Annotated in this window: 18 protein-coding genes; 14 read left to right on the top strand and 4 right to left on the bottom strand. The window is 73.9% G+C overall.

All coding sequences use genetic code 11. From position 1 onward, the window contains the following. The first annotated feature begins 4 nt into the window (after positions 1-4). The 5 genes from ACL02R_RS00210 to ACL02R_RS00190 all read left to right on the top strand — a co-directional run bounded on the left by ACL02R_RS00210 (position 5) and on the right by ACL02R_RS00190 (position 6,025). Positions 5-1,195, top strand: coding sequence for a CaiB/BaiF CoA transferase family protein (locus ACL02R_RS00210; RefSeq protein WP_412794724.1), 1,191 nt, complete (start codon positions 5-7; stop codon positions 1,193-1,195). After that, entirely contained in the window at positions 1,185-2,360 is a 1,176-nt protein-coding gene (locus tag ACL02R_RS00205; RefSeq protein WP_412794723.1) for an acyl-CoA dehydrogenase family protein, read from the top strand. The genes ACL02R_RS00210 and ACL02R_RS00205 overlap by 11 nt, the downstream gene beginning before the upstream one ends. Then, entirely contained in the window at positions 2,357-3,592 is a 1,236-nt protein-coding gene (locus ACL02R_RS00200; protein WP_412794722.1) for an acetyl-CoA C-acetyltransferase, read from the top strand. The genes ACL02R_RS00205 and ACL02R_RS00200 overlap by 4 nt, the downstream gene beginning before the upstream one ends. 50 nt (positions 3,593-3,642) lie before the next feature. After that, positions 3,643-5,517: an enoyl-CoA hydratase-related protein gene (locus ACL02R_RS00195; protein ID WP_412794721.1), complete on the top strand. Its 1,875-nt coding sequence runs from the start codon at positions 3,643-3,645 to the stop codon at positions 5,515-5,517. A 112-nt stretch (positions 5,518-5,629) separates the two neighbouring features. Beyond that, on the top strand, positions 5,630-6,025 hold the full coding sequence (locus ACL02R_RS00190) for a PPOX class F420-dependent oxidoreductase (RefSeq protein WP_412794720.1): 396 nt from the start codon (positions 5,630-5,632) through the stop codon (positions 6,023-6,025). Positions 6,026-6,056: 31 nt separating this feature from the next. On the opposite strand, the gene ACL02R_RS00185 is transcribed toward ACL02R_RS00190, so the two are convergent. Next, positions 6,057-6,479: an ATP-binding protein gene (locus ACL02R_RS00185; protein WP_412794719.1), complete on the bottom strand. Its 423-nt coding sequence runs from the start codon at positions 6,477-6,479 to the stop codon at positions 6,057-6,059. 143 nt (positions 6,480-6,622) lie between these two features. After that, positions 6,623-7,255: a TetR/AcrR family transcriptional regulator gene (locus ACL02R_RS00180; protein WP_412794718.1), complete on the bottom strand. Its 633-nt coding sequence runs from the start codon at positions 7,253-7,255 to the stop codon at positions 6,623-6,625. A gap of 202 nt (positions 7,256-7,457) precedes the next feature. On the opposite strand from ACL02R_RS00180, the gene ACL02R_RS00175 reads away from it, so the two are divergent. From ACL02R_RS00175 to ACL02R_RS00160, 4 genes are all read left to right on the top strand, one after another. After that, positions 7,458-9,860, top strand: a complete 2,403-nt coding sequence (locus tag ACL02R_RS00175) for a Tex family protein (RefSeq protein WP_412794717.1) — start codon at positions 7,458-7,460, stop codon at positions 9,858-9,860. Positions 9,861-9,917: 57 nt separating this feature from the next. After that, entirely contained in the window at positions 9,918-10,250 is a 333-nt protein-coding gene (locus ACL02R_RS00170) for a hypothetical protein (protein ID WP_412794716.1), read from the top strand. 152 nt (positions 10,251-10,402) lie between these two features. Then, positions 10,403-11,383 carry an acyl-ACP desaturase gene (locus tag ACL02R_RS00165; protein WP_362959906.1) on the top strand — a complete coding sequence of 327 codons (981 nt, stop codon included), beginning with the start codon at positions 10,403-10,405 and terminating at the stop codon, positions 11,381-11,383. A gap of 359 nt (positions 11,384-11,742) precedes the next feature. Continuing rightward, positions 11,743-13,350 carry an ABC-F family ATP-binding cassette domain-containing protein gene (locus ACL02R_RS00160; RefSeq protein WP_412794715.1) on the top strand — a complete coding sequence of 536 codons (1,608 nt, stop codon included), beginning with the start codon at positions 11,743-11,745 and terminating at the stop codon, positions 13,348-13,350. 56 nt (positions 13,351-13,406) lie between these two features. Here the strand turns inward: ACL02R_RS00160 and ACL02R_RS00155 are convergent, their stop codons facing one another. Further along, a complete protein-coding gene (locus tag ACL02R_RS00155; protein WP_412794714.1) occupies positions 13,407-15,173 on the bottom strand; it encodes an ABC transporter ATP-binding protein in 1,767 nt (588 codons plus the stop codon). Positions 15,174-15,620: 447 nt separating this feature from the next. On the opposite strand from ACL02R_RS00155, the gene ACL02R_RS00150 reads away from it, so the two are divergent. Beyond that, entirely contained in the window at positions 15,621-16,106 is a 486-nt protein-coding gene (locus ACL02R_RS00150) for an ATP-binding protein (RefSeq protein ID WP_412794713.1), read from the top strand. Between the two features lie 24 nt (positions 16,107-16,130). Here the strand turns inward: ACL02R_RS00150 and idi are convergent, their stop codons facing one another. Then, positions 16,131-16,700 carry an isopentenyl-diphosphate Delta-isomerase gene (gene idi / locus ACL02R_RS00145; RefSeq protein WP_412794712.1) on the bottom strand — a complete coding sequence of 190 codons (570 nt, stop codon included), beginning with the start codon at positions 16,698-16,700 and terminating at the stop codon, positions 16,131-16,133. Between the two features lie 407 nt (positions 16,701-17,107). Between idi and ACL02R_RS00140 the strand changes: the two genes are divergently transcribed. From ACL02R_RS00140 to ACL02R_RS00125, 4 genes are read left to right on the top strand one after another with little or no spacing between them, the layout of a single operon-like run. Then, positions 17,108-18,961, top strand: coding sequence for a DUF5941 domain-containing protein (locus ACL02R_RS00140; protein WP_412795149.1), 1,854 nt, complete (start codon positions 17,108-17,110; stop codon positions 18,959-18,961). After that, a complete protein-coding gene (locus ACL02R_RS00135) occupies positions 18,958-19,716 on the top strand; it encodes a sugar phosphate nucleotidyltransferase (RefSeq protein WP_412794711.1) in 759 nt (252 codons plus the stop codon). Before ACL02R_RS00140 ends, ACL02R_RS00135 begins: the two co-directional genes overlap by 4 nt. After that, positions 19,704-20,765 carry an iron-containing alcohol dehydrogenase family protein gene (locus tag ACL02R_RS00130; protein WP_412794710.1) on the top strand — a complete coding sequence of 354 codons (1,062 nt, stop codon included), beginning with the start codon at positions 19,704-19,706 and terminating at the stop codon, positions 20,763-20,765. Before ACL02R_RS00135 ends, ACL02R_RS00130 begins: the two co-directional genes overlap by 13 nt. Continuing rightward, entirely contained in the window at positions 20,743-21,528 is a 786-nt protein-coding gene (locus ACL02R_RS00125) for a CDP-alcohol phosphatidyltransferase family protein (RefSeq protein ID WP_412794709.1), read from the top strand. Before ACL02R_RS00130 ends, ACL02R_RS00125 begins: the two co-directional genes overlap by 23 nt. Positions 21,529-21,564: the final 36 nt, after the last annotated feature.

Genomic DNA, 21,564 nt, shown 5'->3' with positions numbered 1-21,564 from the left:
CCCGATGGCAGCAGGGACGCGAGAGGACGGGCACGGCGCACCGGCCGGGCCGCTCGACGGGCTGCGCGTCCTCGAACTGGGCGGCATCGGCCCCGGACCGTTCGCCGGGATGCTGCTCGGCGACCTCGGCGCGGACGTCGTACGCGTCGACCGCCCCGGCCGCGGCCCCGGCCCCGACGGCACGGCGCTCGACCCGCGGGCCGACCTGACGCGCCGCAACAAGCGGTCCGTCCTGCTCGACCTCGGCACCCCCGGCGGCGCGCGCACCGCGCTCGCCCTCGCCTCCCGCGCGGACATCCTGGTCGAGGGCTTCAGGCCGGGCGTCGCCGAACGCCTCGGCCTCGGCCCCGCCGCCTGCCACGCCCGCAACCCCCGGCTCGTCTACGGCCGGATGACCGGCTGGGGGCAGGACGGCCCGCTCGCCCCGCGCGCCGGGCACGACATCGGGTATCTCGCCCTCAGCGGCACGCTCGGCATGATCGGCCCGGCCGACGGCCCGCCCGCCGTCCCCGCCAACCTCCTCGGGGACTACGCGGGCGGCGCCCTCTACCTGGTCACCGGCGTCCTGGCCGCTCTCCACCACGCCCGCGCCACCGGTCACGGGCAGGTCGTGGACGCGGCGATCGTGGACGGCGCCGCCCACCTCGGCACGCTGTTCCACGGCCTGCTCGCGGCCGGGGCGTGGCGGGACCGCCGCGCGGTGAACGCCCTCGACGGCGGCTCCCCGTTCTACGCCGTCTACACCGCCTCCGACGGCGGCCACCTCGCCGTGGGCCCGCTCGAACCGCGCTTCCGCGCCGCGTTCCTCGATCTCCTCGGCGTCGCCGACGACGCCCCCGACCCCGACGACCCGGCCAACGCGCCCGCCCTCCGCGCCCTGATCGCCGCCCGCCTCGCCACCCGCGAGCGCGACGCGTGGGCCGCCCACTTCGCCGGAACGGACGCCTGCGTCGTCCCCGTCCTGTCGCTCCGCGAGGCGGCACGCCACCCGCACCTCACCGCCCGCGGCACCTTCACCGACCACGACGGCGTCCGCCAGCCCGCGCCCGCCCCGCGCTTCTCCGCGACCCCCACCGCCGTCCGCCGCGGCCCAGCCCTCCCCGGCGACGGCGCCGCGTCCGTCGCGCGAGACTGGGACCTCCCCGACGACCTCCCCGACGACCCCGCACCAGGAACGGCCACCGATGCAGCGTGACGTCTTCACCGCCGACCACGACGCGTTCCGCCGGACCGTCCGCACCTTCCTCGCCAAGGAGGTCGCGCCCCACTACGACGCCTGGGAACGGGACGGCATCGTCTCCCGCGACGCCTGGCGCGCCGCCGGACGCCAGGGCCTCCTCGGCCTGACCGTGGACGAGGCGTACGGCGGTGGCGGCGCCGACGACTACCGCTTCTCCGCCGTCCTGGCCGAGGAGTGGTCGCGGGCCGGCGCCCGCGGCTTCGCCGTGCCGCTGCACAACGACGTGATCGGCCCGTACCTCACCTCCCTCGCCACCGGCGAGCAGAAGCGCCGCTGGCTGCCCGGCTTCTGCTCGGGCGAGCTGATCACCGCCGTCGCCATGACCGAGCCGGGCGCCGGGTCCGACCTCCAGGGCATCCGCACCACCGCCACCGACCAGGGCGACCACTGGCTGCTCAACGGCGCCAAGACGTTCATCTCCAACGGGCACCTCGCCGACCTCGTCCTCGTCGTCGCCCGCACGAGGCCGGAGGGCGGCGCGCGCGGCCTGTCGCTCCTCGCCGTCGAGCGTGGCACGCCCGGTTTCGAACGGGGCCGCAACCTCGACAAGATCGGCCAGCACGCCCAGGACACCGCCGAGCTGTCCTTCCAGGACGTGCGCGTCCCCAAGGGCAACCTCCTCGGCCGCCTCCACGGCGGTTTCGGCCACCTCATGGACCACCTCCCGCGGGAACGCCTCACCATCGCCGTCGGCGCGGCGGCGGCCGCCGAGCGGCTGGTGGAGATCACCACCGCCTACGTGCGGGAGCGCGAGGCGTTCGGCCGCCCGCTCGCCGCGCTCCAGCACATCCGCTTCGAGATCGCCGAGATGGCCACCGAGTGCGCCGTCACCCGCGCGTTCACCGACCGCTGTATCGCCGCCCACGCGGCGGGCGGCCTGGACGGCACCGAGGCGGCGATGGCCAAGTGGTGGGCCACCGAGCTGCACAAACGCGTCGCCGACCGCTGCCTCCAGCTGCACGGCGGCTACGGTTACATGCGGGAGTACCCCGTCGCCCGCGCGTTCACGGACGGCCGGATCCTCACCATCTACGGCGGCACGACCGAGATCATGAAGGAGATCATCGGACGCTCGCTGCTCGCCGGCCGCAGGGCCACCGACGAGAAGGGGACCCCATGACCGCGGGCACCACCGGCACCGTCCCCGAGGCGTACCTCTACGACGCCGTACGCACCCCGCGCGGCCGCGGCAAGTCGGGCGGCGCGCTGCACGGCACGAAGCCCGTGGACCTCGTCACCGGCCTGCTCCACGCCGTCCTGCGCCGCAACCCCGGGCTCGACCCGGCGGGCGTCGACGACGTGGTCCTCGGCGTCGTCAGCCCGCACGGCGACCAGGGCGCCGACATCGCGAAGGTCGCCGCCCTGGCGGCCGGGCTGCCCGACACGGTCGCGGGCGTCCAGCACAACCGCTTCTGCGCCTCCGGCCTCGACGCCGTCAACGCGGCGGCGGCCCGCGTCCGTTCCGGCTGGGAGGACCTGATCCTGGCGGGCGGCGTCGAGTCGATGTCCCGCGTGCCGATCGGCTCGGACGGCGGCGCCTGGATGATGGACCCGATGACGAACCTGCGCGCCGGCTTCGTCCCGCAGGGCATCGGCGCCGACCTCATCGCCACGCTCGACGGCCTGAGCAGGCATGACGTCGACAGCTACGCCGCCCTGTCCCAGGAACGTGCCGCGCACGCCTGGAAGGACGGCAGGTTCGCCCGTTCCGTCGTCCCGGTGACGGACGGCGCCGGGCTCGTCGTCCTCGACCACGACGAGCACCTGCGGCCGGGCACCACCGCCGAGAGCCTCGCCGGGCTGCGGCCCGCGTTCGCCCGCGCCGGGGCGGAGGGCGGCTTCGACGCGGTGGCGCTCCAGAAGTACCACTGGATCGAGCGCATCGAGCACGTCCACCACGCGGGCAACTCCTCCGGCATCGTGGACGGCGCCGCCCTCGTCCTCGTCGGCTCCCGCGCGGCGGGGGAGCGGCACGGCCTCACGCCGCGCGCCCGCGTCGTCTCGGCGGCCGTCACCGGCTCCGAGCCGACCATCATGCTGACCGGCCCGGCCCCCGCCGCCCGCAAGGCGCTGGACCGCGCCGGGCTCACCATGGACGACATCGACCTCGTGGAGATCAACGAGGCGTTCGCCGCCGTCGTCCTGCGCTTCCTGCGCGAGACGGGCGCCGGCGCCGACCGCGTCAACGTCAACGGCGGCGCCATCGCCATGGGCCACCCCCTGGGCGCGACCGGCGCCATGATCCTCGGCACGCTGCTCGACGAGCTGGAACGCCGCGACCTCCGCCGGGGCCTGGCCACCCTCTGCGTCGGCGGCGGCATGGGCATCGCCACCGTGATCGAACGCGTCTGACGCGCCCGCCGCCCCAGCCGCCCGCCGCCCCAGACACTCAGGAGAGCCCCGTGCCCGACTGGCACCGCGACCCCGACGGCATCGTCACGCTCACCCTCGCCGGCCCCGGCGACCCGGACGCCCTCACCGCGGCCGCCGACCGGCTCACGGCGGAGGCGGCGACGCTCCGGGGCGTCATCCTCGTCCTGGCGGGAGACGCGTTCCTCACCGGCGACCCCGCCCGCCTCCACGACGCGGAACCCGGCACGGCCCGCCGCGTCTTCGACGCCGCCACCCGCGCGGCCCGCGACCTGCGGCAGATCGAGACCCTCGGCCGCCCGGTCGTCGCGGCCCTCGGCGGCGACGCGCTCGGCGGCGTGCTGGAGACGGCGCTCGCCTGCCACCGCCGCGTCGCCGTGGACGCCCCCGGCAGCCGCGTCGGCCTGCCGGGCGTCCGCCTCGGCCTGCTGCCGGGCGGCGGCGGCGTCACCAGGACGGTCCGCCTCCTCGGCATCGCCGACGCACTGCGCCACGTCCTCCTCGACGGCACGCTCCACACGCCCGCCCGCGCCTTCGAGACCGGCCTCGTCGACGAACTCGCCCACGACCACGACGACATGACCGCCCGCGCCCGCGCCTGGATCGACGCCGCAACCGACCCGCGCCAGCCGTGGGACACCCCCGGCCACCGCATCCCCGGCGGCACCCCGGCCGACCCGGCGTTCGCCGCGCTGCTGCCGTCGCTCCCCGCGCTGCTGCGCCGCAGGACCGGCGGCGCGCCCGCCCCGGCGCCCCGCGCGATCCTGGCGGCCGCGGTCGAGGGCGCGCAGGTGGACTTCGCGACGGCCGTGACCGTCGAGGCACGGTACGCGGCCGAGGTCGCCGCCGGGCCCGTCGCGGCGAACATGGTCCGCGCGTTCCACACCGAGCTGGCCGCCGTGCGCGCCGCCGCCCCGCGCCCGGCCGCCGCGTCCGCGTCCGGCGGCCGGATCGCCGTCCTCGGCGCGGGGGCGCGCGGCGAGGAGATCGTCCGCCTGTGCGCGGAGGCGGGCGCCGACGTCGCCGTGGGCGACCCGGCCGGCTGCGACACCGTCCTCGTGACGGGGGACGGCGACGCCGCCGGGACCGGCGCGCTCCTGCGCCGGGCCGAGGAGGCCGCCGTCCCCGGCGCGCTGCTGTGCGCGACCGCTCCCGTGCCCCCGCTCGCCGGCCTCGCGAAGGAACTGCACGGGCCCCACGCGCTCGTGGGCCTGCGCCTGCACGCCGTCGTGGACGGCATGCCGCTGGCCGAGGTCGTGCGCGGCGCCGCGACGGACGACGCCGCCACGGCCCGCGCATGCGGCCTGGCCGTACGCCTCGGCCGTACGCCGCTCGTCGTGCGCGGCCCGTTCGCCGACCGCCTGACGGGCCGCTTCCTCGCCGAGGGTCTGGCCATGATCGCCGAGGGCGTCCCCGCCCCGTCCGTCGAACAGGCCGCCGCCCAGGCCGGTTTCCCGACGCCGGTCCTCGCCCTGGCGGACGAGCTGGGCCCGACGCTGCTTCCCGCCTGCGCGGTGCTCGACCGGATGTCCGGCCTCGGCCGCCCGGGGCGCGCGGCGGGCGCCGGTTTCCACGACTACGCGGACGGCCGCCGCACCCGCCTGTGGCCCGGCCTGCGCGCGCACTTCGAACGCGCCGGTGACGCCCCGCCGTTCGCCGATCTGCGCGAACGGCTGCTGCTCGCCCCGGTCATCGAGGCACTCCGCCTGCTGGACGAGGGCGTCGTCTCCTCCGCGGCGGACGCCGACATCGGCTCGCTCCTGGGCGCGGGCTTCCCCACCTGGACGGGCGGCGTCATCCGATTCGCCCTGTCACAGCCCGACTTCGCCGCCCACGCCACCCGCCACGGCGAACGCTTCACCCCACCCTCCAACCTGCCCGACCTCCTCGCACACGCCACCGGATGAGGCGTACCGGCGTCCGCCGCCGTGATCCGACGCGCCCTCGGGAAGAAGTCGGCCCGCGCATGCGTTCTCAGTGAGCGAGAGGTAACGGAACGTCGATCAGGAGGGCGCAGCCGTGGCAGTGCCGTTGGACGAGGAGACACGCAGGCTTCTGGACGGGAGGAACTTCGCCACCGTCGCGACGCTGAACCGGGACGGCGGGCCGCAGACCTCGCTGGTCTGGATCGCGAGAGACGGGGACTCGGTGCTGTTCTCCACCACCGAAGGGCGGCAGAAGGCCCGGAACATCAGAAGGGACCCGCGGGTCAGCCTCACCGTCTACGACAGCGGGAACCCGTACCACTCCGTGGACATCCGCGGCACCGCCGAAGTGATCGAGGACTCCGACAAGTCGCTGCCACGCACGCTCTCGCTCAAGTACCTCGGCGAGGACCCGCCCGCCGAGCCGGACGAGGTCGTCCGGCTGATCGTCCGGGTGACGCCGCTGCGGATCTCCGGCTTCTCCGTCTGAGGCCGGCGGCGCGCGGAACCGGGGGAGAGCGCTACCGGTACCCGGCGTCCGACGAGACGCGGACCCAGACGCGCTTGCCCTCGTCCGTCCGCTCGAACCCCAGCTCGTCGGCCATCTCCCGCAGCAGCCACAGGCCGCGGCCCTCCTCGGCGGTCCAGTCGGGGAGGGTGATCCGCGGCAGCGCCGGTGACCGGTCGTGCACCGTCACGCGCACGGCGCCGCCCAGGTCGGTCAGTTCGAGCGTGCAGCGCGGATTGTCCACGTGCCGCGCCACGTTCGCCAGCAGCTCGGTGACGCCGTGCAGCACCACCTCCACCACGTGCGGCGGCTGGTCCCACGCGCGCAGCGCGACCGATGCCAGGCGGCGGAAGCGCGCCAGGTCCTCCCGGCGCGCGGTCAGCAGCCAGCTGTGGGTGAGCCGCCGGGTTCCGGTACCCGGGGTGGTGAGCGTCATGGTCCCTCCTGAACTCATCTCTCCGCGAACGGCGGGCGGCAGGGAGATACAGCCACGCGTGGGGAGTTCATATCACTCGCGGGACAGTCCAGTTGACTGACGATCAGTTTCCGGGACGCGCGGCGGCGTCCTCGCGCCGGACGTCAGCGCGCGTCGCCCCGCCAGTCGGAGGCCAGCGCGGAGCGGAGCGCCGCCATGTGCGCGTCGGCCGCGCCGACCAGCCGCTCGGCGTCGACGCCCAGGTCCCCGTCCCAGCTGAACACCGCCTGAAGTGCGGTCACGAAGTAGACACCCGCCAGCAGCGTGGGCCGCGGATCGCCCGGCGCCGTGCCCTCCCGGCGCGCCAGCACCGTCCCCAGCAGCAACTGCTCCTCAAGCCCGAACCGCAGACAGGCCACCCGTGCGCCCGGGTCCGCGCAGATCACCCGCAGGGCTGACAGGCACAGCCCCATCGGCTCCTCGACGATGCCGGTGACCGTGACGCGGGCCCCTTCCCGCAGCGCCTCCAACGGCCCCTCCTCGGCGGGCCTGCGCGCCACTTCCTCCCGGAACGCGCTGCTGGCGTCCCGCAGCGGGTGGAGGACCAGGTCCTCCTTGCTCGCGAAATAGCGGAAGAATGTGCGTTCGGACACGTCGCCGCGCCGCGCGATGTCGCTCACCGTCGTCCGGCCGTACCCGTGTGCGAGGAACAGATCGAGCCCCGCGCGCAGCAACTCGTCGTGGGTGCGCTGCTTCCGGACCTGGCGCAACCCAGGAGACGTCCCGTCGGAACCCATGCAGGCATCGTACGGGGACCGCGCGCCCCGCCCGACCCTCCGCGTGCCGGCGACCACGCAAAGCGAGCCCACCGGCCGCGGCATCAGCGGTGCGTGACCGGCGCGCGACGTGCCGCGCGTGGCGGGAACCCGCCCGTTGTCGGCGGCGCCTGTCAGAATGCACAGCGCGGCGCACAGGGCGCCGGGAAAGCGGAGCGTGATCGTGACACAGTCCGTCGCAGGCCGGTCCATCGAGAACAGGATCGCCGAGGAGCTGGGCGTACGGGAGGGGCAGGTCCAGGCGGCCGTCGGCCTGCTGGACGGCGGCGCGACGGTGCCGTTCATCGCCCGCTACCGCAAGGAGGTCACCGGCACCCTGGACGACGCGCAGCTGCGCACGCTGGAGGAACGGCTGCGCTACCTGCGGGAGCTGGAGGAACGGCGCGAGGCCGTCCTGGAGTCCGTGCGCTCCCAGGGCAAGCTGGACGAGGCGCTCGAAGCCACCATCCGCGCCGCCGACACCAAGGCGCGCCTGGAGGACATCTACCTCCCGTTCAAGCCCAAGCGCCGCACCAAGGCGCAGATCGCCCGCGAGGCCGGTCTCGAACCGCTGGCGGACGCCCTGCTCGCCGACCCCGCCACGGTCCCCCGGGAGGCCGCCGCCGCGTACGTGGACGCCGAACGGGGCGTCGCCGACGCCGACGCGGCGCTCCAGGGCGCGCGGGCCATCCTCACCGAGCGGTTCGGCGAGGACGCCGACCTCCTCGGCGAACTGCGCGAGAAGATGTGGACCTCGGGCCGCGTCGTCTCCGCCGTCCGCGAGGGCAAGGAGACCGAAGGCGCCAAGTTCGCCGACTACTTCGCCTTCTCCGAGCCCTTCACCGACCTGCCCTCGCACCGGGTCCTCGCCATGTTCCGCGGCGAGAAGGAGGGCGTCCTCGACCTCACGCTCGACCCCGAACCGGCCGCCGACGCCGCCGCGACCGGCCCCTCCTCGTACGAACGCGCCATCGCCCACCGCTTCGGCGTCCAGGACCGCGGCCGCCCCGCCGACGCCTGGCTCGCCGAAACGGTCCGCTGGGCCTGGCGCACCCGCATCCTCGTCCACCTCGGCATCGACCTGCGCACCCGCCTGCGCACCGCCGCCGAGGACGACGCGGTCGGCGTCTTCGCCGCGAACCTCCGGGACCTGCTGCTCGCCGCCCCCGCCGGGACCCGCGCCACCATGGGCCTCGACCCGGGCCTGCGCACCGGCGTCAAGGTCGCCGTGGTCGACGCCACGGGCAAGGTCGCCGCGACCGACACGATCTACCCGCACGCGCCGCAGCGCCGCTGGGACGAGGCCCTCACCCGCCTCGCCGCCCTCGTCACCGCGCACCACGTCGAGCTGATCGCCATCGGCAACGGCACCGCGTCCCGCGAGACGGACAAGCTCGCCGGCGAACTGATCGCCAGGCTCCCGGACGCCGGGCTCTCCCGCATGGTCGTCTCCGAGGCCGGCGCCTCCGTCTACTCCGCGTCCGCCTACGCCGGGCAGGAACTCCCCGACCTCGACGTGTCGCTGCGCGGCGCCGTGTCCATCGCCCGCAGGCTCCAGGACCCCCTCGCGGAACTGGTGAAGATCGACCCGCGCTCCATCGGCGTCGGCCAGTACCAGCACGACCTGTCCGAGGTGAAGCTGTCGCGCTCGCTGGACGCCGTGGTCGAGGACTGCGTGAACGGCGTGGGCGTGGACGTCAACACCGCGTCCGTGCCGCTGCTGGCCCGCGTCTCCGGCGTCAGCGGCACGCTCGCCGAGAACATCGTGGCCCACCGCGACGCCAACGGCCCGTTCGCCAGCCGCCGTTCCCTGAAGGACGTGGCCCGGCTGGGCCCGAAGGCGTTCGAGCAGTGCGCGGGCTTCCTGCGCATCCGGGGCGGCGACGACCCGCTCGACGCCTCCTCGGTGCACCCGGAGGCGTACCCGGTCGTCCGCCGCATGGTGACGGCGACCGGCGGGGACGTGCCCGCGCTCGTCGGCAACACGGCGGCGCTCCGCGCCCTGAGGCCCGCCGACTTCGTGGACGACACGTTCGGCCTGCCGACCGTCACGGACATCCTGCGCGAGCTGGAGAAGCCGGGCCGCGACCCGCGACCGGCGTTCCGCACCGCGCAGTTCAAGGAGGGCGTCGAGAAGATCGGCGACCTGGAGCCGGGCATGGTCCTGGAGGGCGTGGTGTCCAACGTCGCCGCGTTCGGGGCCTTCGTGGACGTCGGTGTGCACCAGGACGGCCTGGTCCATGTCTCGGCGATGTCGCGGAAGTTCGTCTCCGACCCGCGCGAGGTCGTGAAGCCGGGCGACATCGTGAAGGTCAAGGTGCTCGACGTGGACGTGCCACGCAAGCGGATCTCACTCACGCTGCGTCTGGACGACGAACGGCCCGCCGGTGGCGGCAGGACGCGCGAGGACCGCGCCGACCGCGCCGACCGTGGCGACCGGCGCGGCGGCGGCGCCCCGCGCCAGCGCGACCGCAGGGGCGGTGGCGGCCAGCAGCGCCGCGACAGCGCCCCGCCGCCCGCGAACAGCGCCATGGCCGACGCGCTGCGCCGCGCCGGTCTCGTCCGCTCGGACCGCAAGCCGCGCTGACGGACCGCCCACCGGGGCCTCCCCGCGCGAGTACGCTGCGGCGCGGGGAGGTCACGCATGGATGCGGCGACGGTGGGCGTACGGCTGGCTTCGAGCGCGCCCGGACCGCTGGTGAAACGGCTGTTCAGGACCGAGCCGCCGGGGGCGAGGCCGGCGGACCGGCCGGTGCGGCTGGACGCGCTGGTCGCGCTCGGCGCCGAGAAGGACGCGCTGACGCCGGACGATCTCCGGTCGCTCGCCGGCGAGATCACCGCCCGGGGGGGCCACGAGGTGACCACGCTCACCAGCCTGCGGTATCTGCGCAGGCTGGTGGCCACCGCGCACCGAAACACGGTTCTTCCCGACCTCCCGACGGATGCGGAGGTGTCCGTCGTGCCCGCGTCCCGGTAAGGGCCGACTTCCTGACCGTGCCATGCCGAGCGTCGCCGAAATCACGTCCGCGCGGGCCGCGCTTCCCTTGCCACAGGGGGCTGTGACAACTTACGGTGCCGTAACCTACGGTCTCGTAGGTAGTTGTCGTCGTCCCCCGCTCAGGAGCTTTCGTGACCTCCACCCCCTCTCCGATAACCAGGCAAGGCGATTGGTCCGACGTCCGTCTGATCCATGCCCTGGAGGAGGTGGTCGAGCGGGAACTGAACCGGCACCTCGCCGTCGCGAAGGACTGGATGCCCCACGAGTACGTGCCGTGGAGCGACGGCCGGAACTTCGACGGCCCCCTCGGGGGCGAGCCCTGGGACCTCTCCCAGTCCAAGGTCACCGACGTCGGCCGCACCGCCCTCGTCGTGAACCTCCTCACCGAGGACAACCTCCCCAGCTACCACCGCGAGATCGCCAACATCTTCGGCCAGAACGGCGCCTGGGGCACCTGGGTGCACCGCTGGACGGCCGAGGAGGGCCGCCACGGCATTGTGCTGCGCGACTACCTCCTCACCACCCGCGCGGTCGATCCGGTCGAGCTGGAGAACTTCCGCATGTCCCACATGTCGGAGGGCTACGAGTCCGACAACAACCACTCCATGCTGCACTCGGTGGCCTACGTCGCCTTCCAGGAGCTGGCCACCCGCATCTCCCACCGCAACACGGGCCGCGAGTCCGGCGACCCGGTGTGCGACAAGCTGCTGGCCCGCATCGCCACCGACGAGAACCTGCACATGGTCTTCTACCGCAACCTCCTGCGCGCCGCGTTCGAGCTGGCCCCCGACCAGACCATGTGCGCCGTCCGCGACGTCGTCACCCGCTTCCGCATGCCAGGACACGGCATCCCCGGCTTCGAGCGCGCCGCCGCCCGCATGGCGCTCGGCGGGATATACAACCTGCGCATCCACCACGACGACGTGCTCCAGCCCGTCCTCCGCTTCCTCAAGGTCCTCGAAGTCTCGGGACTGGGCCCCGAGGGCCTCAAGGCCCAGGAGGAACTGGGCCTGTTCATGAACGGTCTGGACGCCGAGGCCCGGACGTTCGAGGAGCGCATGGCCGCCCGCGCCGCCCGCCTGGCCGCGCGCGGCCAGAAGACCACCCCGTAGAAGACCACCCCGTAACCCCCGTACACCGCAGGAAGATCCGGCGGCGGCCCTGCCCCGCCGGAATCCGGTTGCCCCGCACGCCGCACCCCCGTACCGTCGGGGCGTTCTGTCGTCGCACGGGGGAGAGGCCGTTGAGAAGCTGAGGTCGCGGACACCGTGAGCACGTGGCAGGCGTACCGGTAGGTACGTCCCCCAGCCGCGCGCCGCGCCACCGACCTCGCACGCGAACGGCCCCGGCACGCGCCCGCCCGTTCCCGTCGTCTCCGGTCAGCCCCGCCCGGTCGGCTCAGCCCCCGGCTCCGGTGTCTCCACGTCGCAGGTCGCCCCCGTACTGCCTCGGAACACCTCAGGAGACCCGCATGAGCGCTTCCGCCGTGCACATCACCTGCACCCGCCTCACCCACGCCTGGCCGGACGGCACCCCGCTGTTCGACGGGCTCGACTTCGCCGCCGGGCCGGGCCGCACCGGACTCGTCGGCCTCAACGGCAGCGGCAAGTCCACACTGCTGCGCATCGTCGCGGGCGAACTGACGCCCGCCGCAGGCACCGTCCGCGTCGGCGGCGAGGTCGGGTACCTGCCGCAGAACCTCACCCTCGACACCACCCGCCGCGTGGACGACGTCCTCGGCGTCGCCCGCACCCGCACCGCCCTGCACGCCATCGAGAACGGCGACGCGTCGCCCCGGCACTTCGACGCCGTCGGCGACGACTGGGACATCGAGGAGCGCACCCGCGCCACCCTCGACCAGCTCGGCCTGACCCACGTCGCGCCCGACCGCACCGTGGGCCAGGTCTCCGGCGGCGAGACCGTCCTGCTGCGCCTCGCCGCGCTGCTGCTGCGCCGCCCGTCCGTGCTCCTGCTGGACGAGCCGACCAACAACCTCGACCTCGCCGCCAGGCACCGTCTGTACGACACGGTGACCGCCTGGCGGGGCGTCCTGGTGGTCGTCAGCCACGACCGCGAGCTGCTGGAACGCGTCGACCGCGTCGCCGACCTGCGCGCGGGCGGCATCACCTGGTACGGCGGGACGTTCTCCGCGTACGAGGCGGCGCTCGCCGTCGAGCAGCGCGCCGCCGGGCGTGCCGTACGGTCCGCGGAGGCGGACGTGCGCCGCCAGAAGCGCGAACTCATCGACGCGCACGACAAACTCGCCGGCCGCGCCCGTGGCGCGCGGAAGGCGTCCGAGAACGCCCGTGTGCCCCGGATCGTGATGCGGGCGCGCAAGTCCGCCGCCCAGCAGAGCGCGGGCAAGTTCCTCGGCCTCCACCAGGAGCGGCTGGCCGGGGCCAGGGAACGCCTCACCGAGGCCGAGGAGGCCGTCCGGGACGACGACGCGATCCGCGTGGACCTGCCGCACACGCGGGTGCCGCCGCGTCGCCGCGTACTGACCGTGCGGGACCTGGCGGTCCGGGACGGCGCGCCCGCCTCGCTCGATGTGGTGGGCCCCGAACGGATCGCGCTCGTCGGCCCGAACGGCGCTGGCAAGACGACGCTGCTCGACACGCTCGCGGGTCTGGCGGTCCCCGCCGCGGGCACCGTCGAGGTGCACGTGCCGCTGCGCTACCTGCCGCAGCGGCTCGACCTCCTCGACCCGGCGGCGAGCGTCCTGGAGAACGTGCGCCGGTTCGCGCCCGGCGCGGCCCCGCAGGCGGTGCGGGCGCGGCTCGCGCGGTTCCTGTTCCGCGGGGACCGTCCTGACCAGGCGGTCAGCACGCTGTCCGGCGGCGAGCACTTCCGCGCCTCGCTGGCCGCCCTGATGCTGGCCGAGCCCGCGCCGCAACTCCTGCTGCTCGACGAGCCGACCAACAACCTCGACCTCGCCGGGGTGCACGCCCTGACGACGGCGCTGGAGTCGTACCGGGGCGCGCTGCTCGTCGTGAGCCACGACCTGCCGTTCCTGCGCGGCCTCGGGATCACGCGCCGCCTCACGCTGGACGGCGGGCTGACGGAGGGCGGGCCGCTGTGACGCCGGGGGCGGCCGGTGGGGCGGCCGGACGGGGTGTCCGGCCGCCCCCGGGCCGCTCAGGTCATCTGGCGGGCCTGGAGCCGGGCGTACGCGCCGCCCAGCCGCAGCAGCTCGGCGTGCGTGCCGATCTCCTGGATGCGGCCCTGCTCCAGCACGATGATCCGGTCCGCGTTCCGCACGGTGGACAGGCGGTGCGCGACGACGAACACCGTCCGTCCCCGCATCAGCCGGGCCATGGCCTCCTGCACCAGCGACTCGGAGCGGGTGTCGAGCGCGGACGTCGCCTCGTCGAGGACGAGGATGCGCGGGTCCCTGATCAGCGCCCGCGCGATCGCGATGCGCTGGCGCTGCCCCCCGGACAGCCGCGCGCCGCGTTCGCCGACGACCGTGTCGAGCCCGGCGGGGAGCCGGTCCACGAACTCCAGGGCGTTCGCGTCCGCGAGCGCGGCGCGCACCGCCTGGTCGTCCACGTCCGGCAGGCCGTAGCCCACGTTCTCCCGGATGCTGCCCTCGAAGAGGACCGACTCCTGCGGCACCACCGACAGGAAGCGCCGGTAGCTGCGCAGGTCGAGCGAGGACATGTCGGTGCCGTCGAGCAGGATGCGCCCCGACACGGGTCTGATGAAGCCGATCAGCAGGTTGAGCACCGTGGACTTGCCCGCGCCCGACGCGCCGACCAGGGCGACCGTCTCGCCCGGCCGGACCGACAGGTCGAAGTCGGTGACGGCGGCGGTGCCCTCGCCGTCGTAGCGGAAGTCGACGTGCTCGAAGTCGAGCCGGCCCTTCACGGCCGGCACCTCGGTCTTGCCGGCGTTGATCTCCAGGTCGGGCGCCTGGAGCACCTCGCCCGCGGAACGCACCGACTCCAGGCCCTTGGTGATGATCGGCGCCAGGCCCATCAGCATCGTCATCGAGCCGGTGAGCGTGGTGAAGAACGTGCTGAGCATCACCACGTCGCCCGCGGTGATCGGCAGCCAGGCGTAGTACGAGATCAGCGCGGCGCCCGACAGGAAGCCGATGCCGATGGTGTTCAGCAGGATCCAGGCGATGGCGCCGAAGTGCCCGTTGAGCAGGTCGAGCCGTATGCCCGCCGACAGGACCTGCCGCAGCGTGCCGTCCACGCGGACCAGCGCGGCCCGTTCGAGGCCGTGGGCGCGCGTCACGGGGATCAGGCTCGTCATCTCGCCGACGCGCGACGAGAGTTGCTCCACCTGGCGGCGGTACTTCTCGTTGTGGCTGCGCAATCGGCCGCGCAGTCTGCGGACCAGGAGCGTCGCGGCCGGGACGAGGACCACGAAGGCGGGAAGTGCCGCCGGGACCCGTACCGCGATGACGACCAGGCCGCCGACGAGCGTGATGACGGCGGCGAGTCCGGTGTCCGCGCTCTGCTGGACCGACTGCTCGATGTTCTCGACGTCACGGATCACCTTGGTCTGGAGAGCGCTGGCGCTGACGCGTGAGTGGTAGCCGATGGACAGCTCCTGCATACGCCGGCACAAGGCCGAACGCAGGCCGGTGCCCACGCGCCGGACACTGCCGTGCATGCAGCGGACGTAGAGCAGATGGGTCGGGTAGTTCAACAGCAGGACCACCGTCACCACGAGGGTGTTCGCGCCCATTTCGGCGATGGGCCGCTGCTCCACGACGATGTCGATGATGTTGGCCGTGATCAGCGGCAGCAGCCACACCGGGCTGTGCTTGACCACGAATGCCAGCACCGCGGTGAGAAGCCGCAAGCGGTCTTCCCGGAAGAGGTAGGCGAGGGTCCGCACCGGATGTTCCCCCTGGTAACGGTGTTCCAGGGGACCTTGCGGAAGAGCCATGACAGCAGCACTCCAACGTCCAGGGAATGAGTTGGATTGACCTTGCCCCCGAAATGGATCGAACACTCACCGAAATGTCGATAGCGGGTGGACTCTTCCCTTTTCCTTCAGGTTCGCGGTAATTCATATACATGGTGAGAGTAGCCATGTATGGGGCCAACTCTTTCCGAAACAGCGGCGGTGTCATCCCCCAGCGGTCCGATTTCGCAACTTCCGTATAGTCGCGCAACACTGCATGGCGTGCGCCCCCGTGTCATTCCGCCGGGCGTTCGCAACCACGCGCCTCGGCCGGTCGGGTGACCGGGGGCGCGAAAGGCGCGGGGGCGCTCCAGGCAAATCCGTTCTAAATCGCGCCAATATCGAAAGCGCGTGCTCGAATTCCGCTCGATATATGACGAGTTGGGGTCACTGCGTCATGCCGCTCTGGCACATGCCAACACTCGGACCATGGACAGCAGATCCGGCGCCCCGCCCGCCCCGCTCCCCTCAGGTCCCGCACCGACGCCCGCGCCCCACGCCGGTGCCTGGCGCTTCACCGTCCCCCCGGACGACCTGTCGGTGCCGCAGGTCCGGCACGCCGTCCGCGACCTCCTCCGCCGCAGAGCGGCCCCCCTGTCCGCCGACATGCTCGGCAACGCCCTGCTGATCCTCTCCGAGCTGGTCACCAACGCCGTCCGGCACGCCGCCCTCCTCACCCCCCAGATCGGCGTGGAGGTGGCCCTGGACGACCACTGGCTGCGGCTCTCGGTCGAGGACGGGCACCCCTACCGCCCCCGCGCCCTCGCCGTCACACCCGACCGGCACGGCACGGGAGGACGCGGCCTGCTGCTCGTCAAGGCGACCGCCGCCGAGACCGGCGGCTCGTGCGGCGTCGAACCCACCGCGGCGGGCGGCAAGGTGGTGTGGGCCGCCCTGCCGCTCGACCGGCTGTGATCCGGGACCCGGCCCGCGCCGCCCTCACCACCCGGCGGCCGGGCCGGTGACCTCCCTGATCCCCGGCAGCGCCGCGTCGAGCACCGTCCCGAACCACGCCGAGAACGGCCCGCCCGCCCGCAGCCGCGCCAGCTCCCCCGGTGTCACGAATCCGGTCTCGGCGACCTCGGCCGGGTCGGGTCGCAGCGGCGCCGTGACGACCCCCGCGTACAGGTGGTTGAACTCCTGCTCCACCAGGCCCGACGCCGGGTCAGGGTGGTTGTAGCGGACCGTGCCCGCCGTCCGCAGCAGGTCGGGCGCCGCGCCCAGTTCCTCGGTGGTGCGCCGCGTCGCCGCGAGGAAGGGCTCCTCGCCCGGCAGCGGATGGCCGCAGCATGTGTTCGACCACACACCGGGGGAGTGGTACTTCCCGTGCGCGCGGCGCTGGAGCAGCAGCCGCCCCGCCCGGTCGAAGAGGAAGACGGAGAACGCCCGGTGGAGCTGCCCGGGAGCCTGGTGGGCCGCCAGCTTCTCGGCCGTGCCGATGGTCGTGCCGTCCTCGTCCACGAGTTCCAGCATGATCGGCTCCGCCGCGACGGCGCTGCTGTGGGGCATGGCTACCTTTCCCTCGGTTCCCGGAGCACGCCGTAACGGCGCATTTCCCGGGTTTTCTGGCTTTCCCCGGATCTGCCCGGTTTCCCGGCCAGTCTGCCCCACGGCCCCCCGCGCGCGGGCCCGCTTGCGGGATGACGCGCCTGTCCCCGCCTCCACCCGCGGGTGGACGCCCCGCCTCGTCCCGCAGGCCGGGAGCGGGTTCCCGGGCGCGCATGGTGGTGCCCGCATCGCATAAGGTCGCCTCGGTCCCCCGCGGGAGCCATGCCGTGGGAGCTGTGCCATGCGAGCCTGACGTGAACGCCGGGTTTCCTCACTCCAACGCCATTCTTGCCGCACGGTGGTCATCGGATAATCTCTGCCGACGTGCGGGCCGCAGAGAGCGGTTCCGCCTCAAGGAGTGAGTCAAGCTGTCGACCGCGATCCTCACCGGTTCGCCCCTTCCCGGGTCGCCCCTCGAAGACGACCTGCGCGCGCTGGGATTCACCGTCACGGTGGCCGACGACGCCGCCGCGTTGACCGACGCCCTCGCCACCGCCCCGGCGGGCGGACGCGTCGCGCTCGTCGATCCGCGCTTCACCGGCCACCGGCACAGCCTGCGCCTGGGACTGACCGATCCACGCTTCGACGCCGCCGCGATCCCCGGCGCCGTGACCGCCCGCCCGCAGGCGCGCCCCGCACTGGCCGCCGCGCTCGGCGGTGCGACGGCGCGAACGGCCCCGGCCGCGACGCGCAACCCCGTTGCGGGCGGCGCCCGTTCCGCCGCACGCCCGGCCACCGCGCCGCTCGCCGACCGGGTCGCCGCCGCCGTCGAGGCGTCCGGCACCGCCGTCCACCGCCCCGAACTCGGCGCCCTCGTCGCGGCCGTCCCCGCCACCGAGGCGGAACGGGCCGAGGCCGCCGCAGCCGTCGCCGCCGTGGACGACGAGGCCGTACGGCTCCGCTCCGCCGTCAAGTCCCGCGACGGGTTCGTCACCACGCACCTCGTCAGCCCGTACTCCCGCTACCTCGCCCGCTGGTGCGCCCGCCGCGGCCTGACGCCGAACCAGGTGACGACCGCTTCCCTGGTCACCGCGCTGATCGCCGCCGGCTGCGCCGCCACCGGCACCCGCACCGGCTTCGTCGCCGCGGGCGTCCTCCTGCTGCTGTCCTTCGTGCTCGACTGCACCGACGGCCAGCTCGCCCGCTACTCCCTCCAGTACTCCACCCTCGGCGCCTGGCTCGACGCCACCTTCGACCGCGCCAAGGAGTACGCGTACTACGCCGGACTCGCCCTCGGCGCGGCCCGCGCCGACGACGACGTGTGGGCCCTCGCGCTGGCCGCGATGATCCTCCAGTCCTGCCGCCACATCGTGGACTTCGCGTTCAACGACGCCCACCCCCCCGCCGCGGGCAGCGGCGGCACGCGCGCACCCGCCGTCGCCCTGTCCGGACGCCTGGACAGCATCGGCTGGACGGTGTGGGCCCGCCGCATGATCGTCCTGCCCATCGGCGAACGCTGGCTGCTCATCGCCATCCTCACCGCGCTGACCACGCCCCGCGTCACCTTCATCGTCCTGCTCGCCGCCTGCGGGTTCGCCGCCTGCTACACCACCGCGGGCCGCCTGCTGCGCTCCCGCCGCCTCCCAGGACCGACACCGCAGGCCGCCCTGACGCTGACCGGCCTCACCGACAACGGCCCGCTCGCCGCCCTCGTCAGCCGCCTCCCCGCCAGGCGCGGCCCGTTCCCCGCCCCCGCCTGGGCGCTCGGCGGAACGGCGCTGCTCGTCGCGACCGCGCTGTGGTCGGGCACCGACGGCGGCTGGGTCACGGTCCTCGCCGCCGCCTGCTACGCCTTCGCCGCGGGCCGCGCGCAGGCCGCGCCCCTGCGCCGCCCGTTCGACTGGCTGCTGCCGCCGCTGTTCCGGGCCGGCGAGTACCTGACGATCCTGGTCCTGGCGGCCCGCAGCGAGGTGAACGGAGCCTTGCCGGCGGCTTTCGGCCTGGTGGCCGCTTGCGCCTACCATCACTACGACACGGTGTACCGCCTCCGCGGCGGTGCCGGGGCGCCTCCGCCCTGGCTGGTCCTGGCCACCGGCGGCCACGAGGGGCGCACCCTCCTGGTCACCGTCGCCGCCGCCCTCTGGGCGTCGGGGCAGGGCTTCACCGTCGCGCTGACCGTCCTCGCCGGGGCGCTGGCGCTCCTGGTGCTGGCGGAGAGCATCCGATTCTGGGTCTCCTCGCAGGCACCGGCCGTACACGACGAAACAGGAGAACCCGCATGATCGGCCTCGTGCTGGCCGCCGGCGCCGGACGGCGTCTTCGCCCCTACACCGACACCCTGCCCAAGGCACTGGTGCCGGTCGTGAACCACGAGGGCGAGGACGCGGACACCAGAACCGTGCTCGACCTCACGCTGGCCAACTTCGCCCAGGTCGGCCTCACCGACGTCGCGGTCGTCGTCGGCTACCGCAAGGAGGCCGTGTACGCGCGCAAAGCCGCGCTGGAGAGCCGGTACGGCGTGCGCCTCACCCTCGTCGAGAACGACAAGGCGGAGGAGTGGAACAACGCCTACTCCCTGTGGTGCGCCCGTGACGTGATCGCGGAGGGCGTCATCCTCGCCAACGGCGACACCGTCCACCCCGCCTCCGTCGAGCGCACGCTGCTCGCCGCGCGCGGCGGTGACCGCCGCATCATCCTCGCCCTCGACACGGCCAAGAAGCTCGCCGACGAGGAGATGAAGGTCGTCGCGGACCCCGGGCTGGGCGTGCGGCGCATCACCAAGCTCATGGAGCCAGCCGAGGCCACCGGCGAGTACATCGGCGTCACCCTGATCGAGCCGGACGCCGCCGCGGATCTGGCCGACGCCCTGCGCACCACGTTCGAGCGCGACCCGCAGCTGTACTACGAGGACGGCTACCAGGAGCTGGTCAACCGCGGCTTCCGGATCGACACCGCCCCCATCGGCGATGTCAGCTGGGTCGAGATCGACAACCACGAGGACCTCGCCAGGGGACGGGAGATCGCGTGCCGGTACTGACCCGTCTCATCCCGTCCCCCGTCTCGGTGGACATCGCCGCCGGGGCGCTGGACAACCTGGGCGGGCTGCTCGCCGACCAGCGGATCTCCTCCTCGGGACGGCTCGCCGTCGCGATCAGCAACGGCTCGGGCGCCGCCCTGCGCGACCGCCTGAGCCCGGCCCTGCCGGGCGCCGACTGGTACGAGGTCGGCGGCGGCACCATCGACGCCGCCGTCCAGCTGGCCGACGCGATGCGTTCGGGCCACTACGACGCCGTCGTCGGCCTCGGCGGCGGCAAGATCATCGACGCCGCCAAGTACGCCGCCGCCCGCGTCGGCCTGCCCATGGTCGCCGTCGCGACGAACCTGGCGCACGACGGCATCTGCTCGCCGGTGTCCACGCTCGACAACGACGCGGGCCGCGGCTCGTACGGCGTGCCGACGCCGATCGCCCTGGTCGTGGACCTCGACGTCATCAGGAACGCCCCGGTCCGCTACGTCCGCTCGGGCATCGGCGACGCCGTCTCCAACATCTCCGCCATCGCCGACTGGGAGCTGTCCCACCGCGAGACGGGCGAGCAGGTGGACGGCCTCGCCGCCGCCATGGCCAGGCAGGCGGGCGAGGCGGTGCTGCGCCACCCCGGCGGCTGCACACAGGACCCGTTCCTCACCGTGCTCGCCGAGGCCCTGGTCCTGTCCGGCATCGCCATGACGATCGCGGGCCACACCCGCCCGTCCTCCGGCGCGTGCCACGAGATCTCCCACGCCCTCGACGTCCTGCACCCCAGGCGCTCCGCGCTGCACGGGGAGCAGGTCGGGCTCGGCGCCGCCTTCGCGATGCACCTGCGCGGGGCGCACGACGACTGCCGGCTGATCGCCGGCGTGCTGCGCCGCCACGGGCTGCCCGTGCTGCCCGGCGAGATCGGCTTCAGCACCGAGGAGTTCGTGACGGCCGTCGCCTTCGCCCCGCAGACGAGGCCGGGCCGTTACACCATCCTCGAACACCTCGATCTGACCACCGACGAGATCAGGGACGCGTACGCGGACTATGTCAAAACCATCGGTAGCTGAACTCAGGCCGGTCGTGCACCCCGCCGGGGTCAAGGACCGGCGCAGCGGTGAGCACTGGGCCGGGCGCCTGTACATGCGGGAGATCTCGCTGCGCTGGACCAGGCACCTGGTCGGCTCGCGGATCAGCCCCAACCAGCTCACGTACCTGATGGTCGTGGCGGGCGTCGCGGCGGGCGCCGCCCTGCTGATCCCGGGCCTGGCCGGGGCGGTGCTCGCCGCGCTGCTCATCCAGCTCTACCTGCTGCTCGACTGCGTCGACGGCGAGGTGGCCCGCTGGCGCGCGCAGACGTCCGTCACCGGCGTCTACCTCGACCGCGTGGGCCACTACCTGGCCGAGGCCGCGCTGCTCGTCGGCTTCGGCGTACGGGCGGCCGACGTCTTCGCGGCCGAGGAGTCCGCGCCCAACTGGCTGTGGGCCTTCCTCGGCACCCTGGCCGCGCTCGGCGCGATCCTGATCAAGGCGGAGACGGACCTGGTGGACGTCGCCAGGACCCGCAGCGGTCTGGCGGCGGTCAAGGACGAGGCGGCGACGCCCCGGTCCTCCGGTGTCGCGCTCGCGCGGCGCGCGGCGGCGGCCCTGAAGTTCCACCGGCTGGTGGGCGGCGTCGAGGCGTCGCTGCTGATCCTGGTGGTGGCGGTGCTCGACCTGATCGGCGGCGACCTGTTCTTCACCCGCCTCGGCGTCGCGGTGCTCGCGGGGATAGCGGTCCTCCAGACGCTGCTGCACCTCGTGTCCATCCTCGCGTCCAGCAGGCTGAGGTGACATCCGTGGGCACGGCACAGCTCAAGCTCGGCGCGG

Source organism: Streptomyces sp. MS19, from assembly GCF_047200595.1.
GTDB lineage: Bacteria > Actinomycetota > Actinomycetes > Streptomycetales > Streptomycetaceae > Streptomyces.
This window is presented reverse-complemented; position numbering and strand designations above follow the sequence as displayed.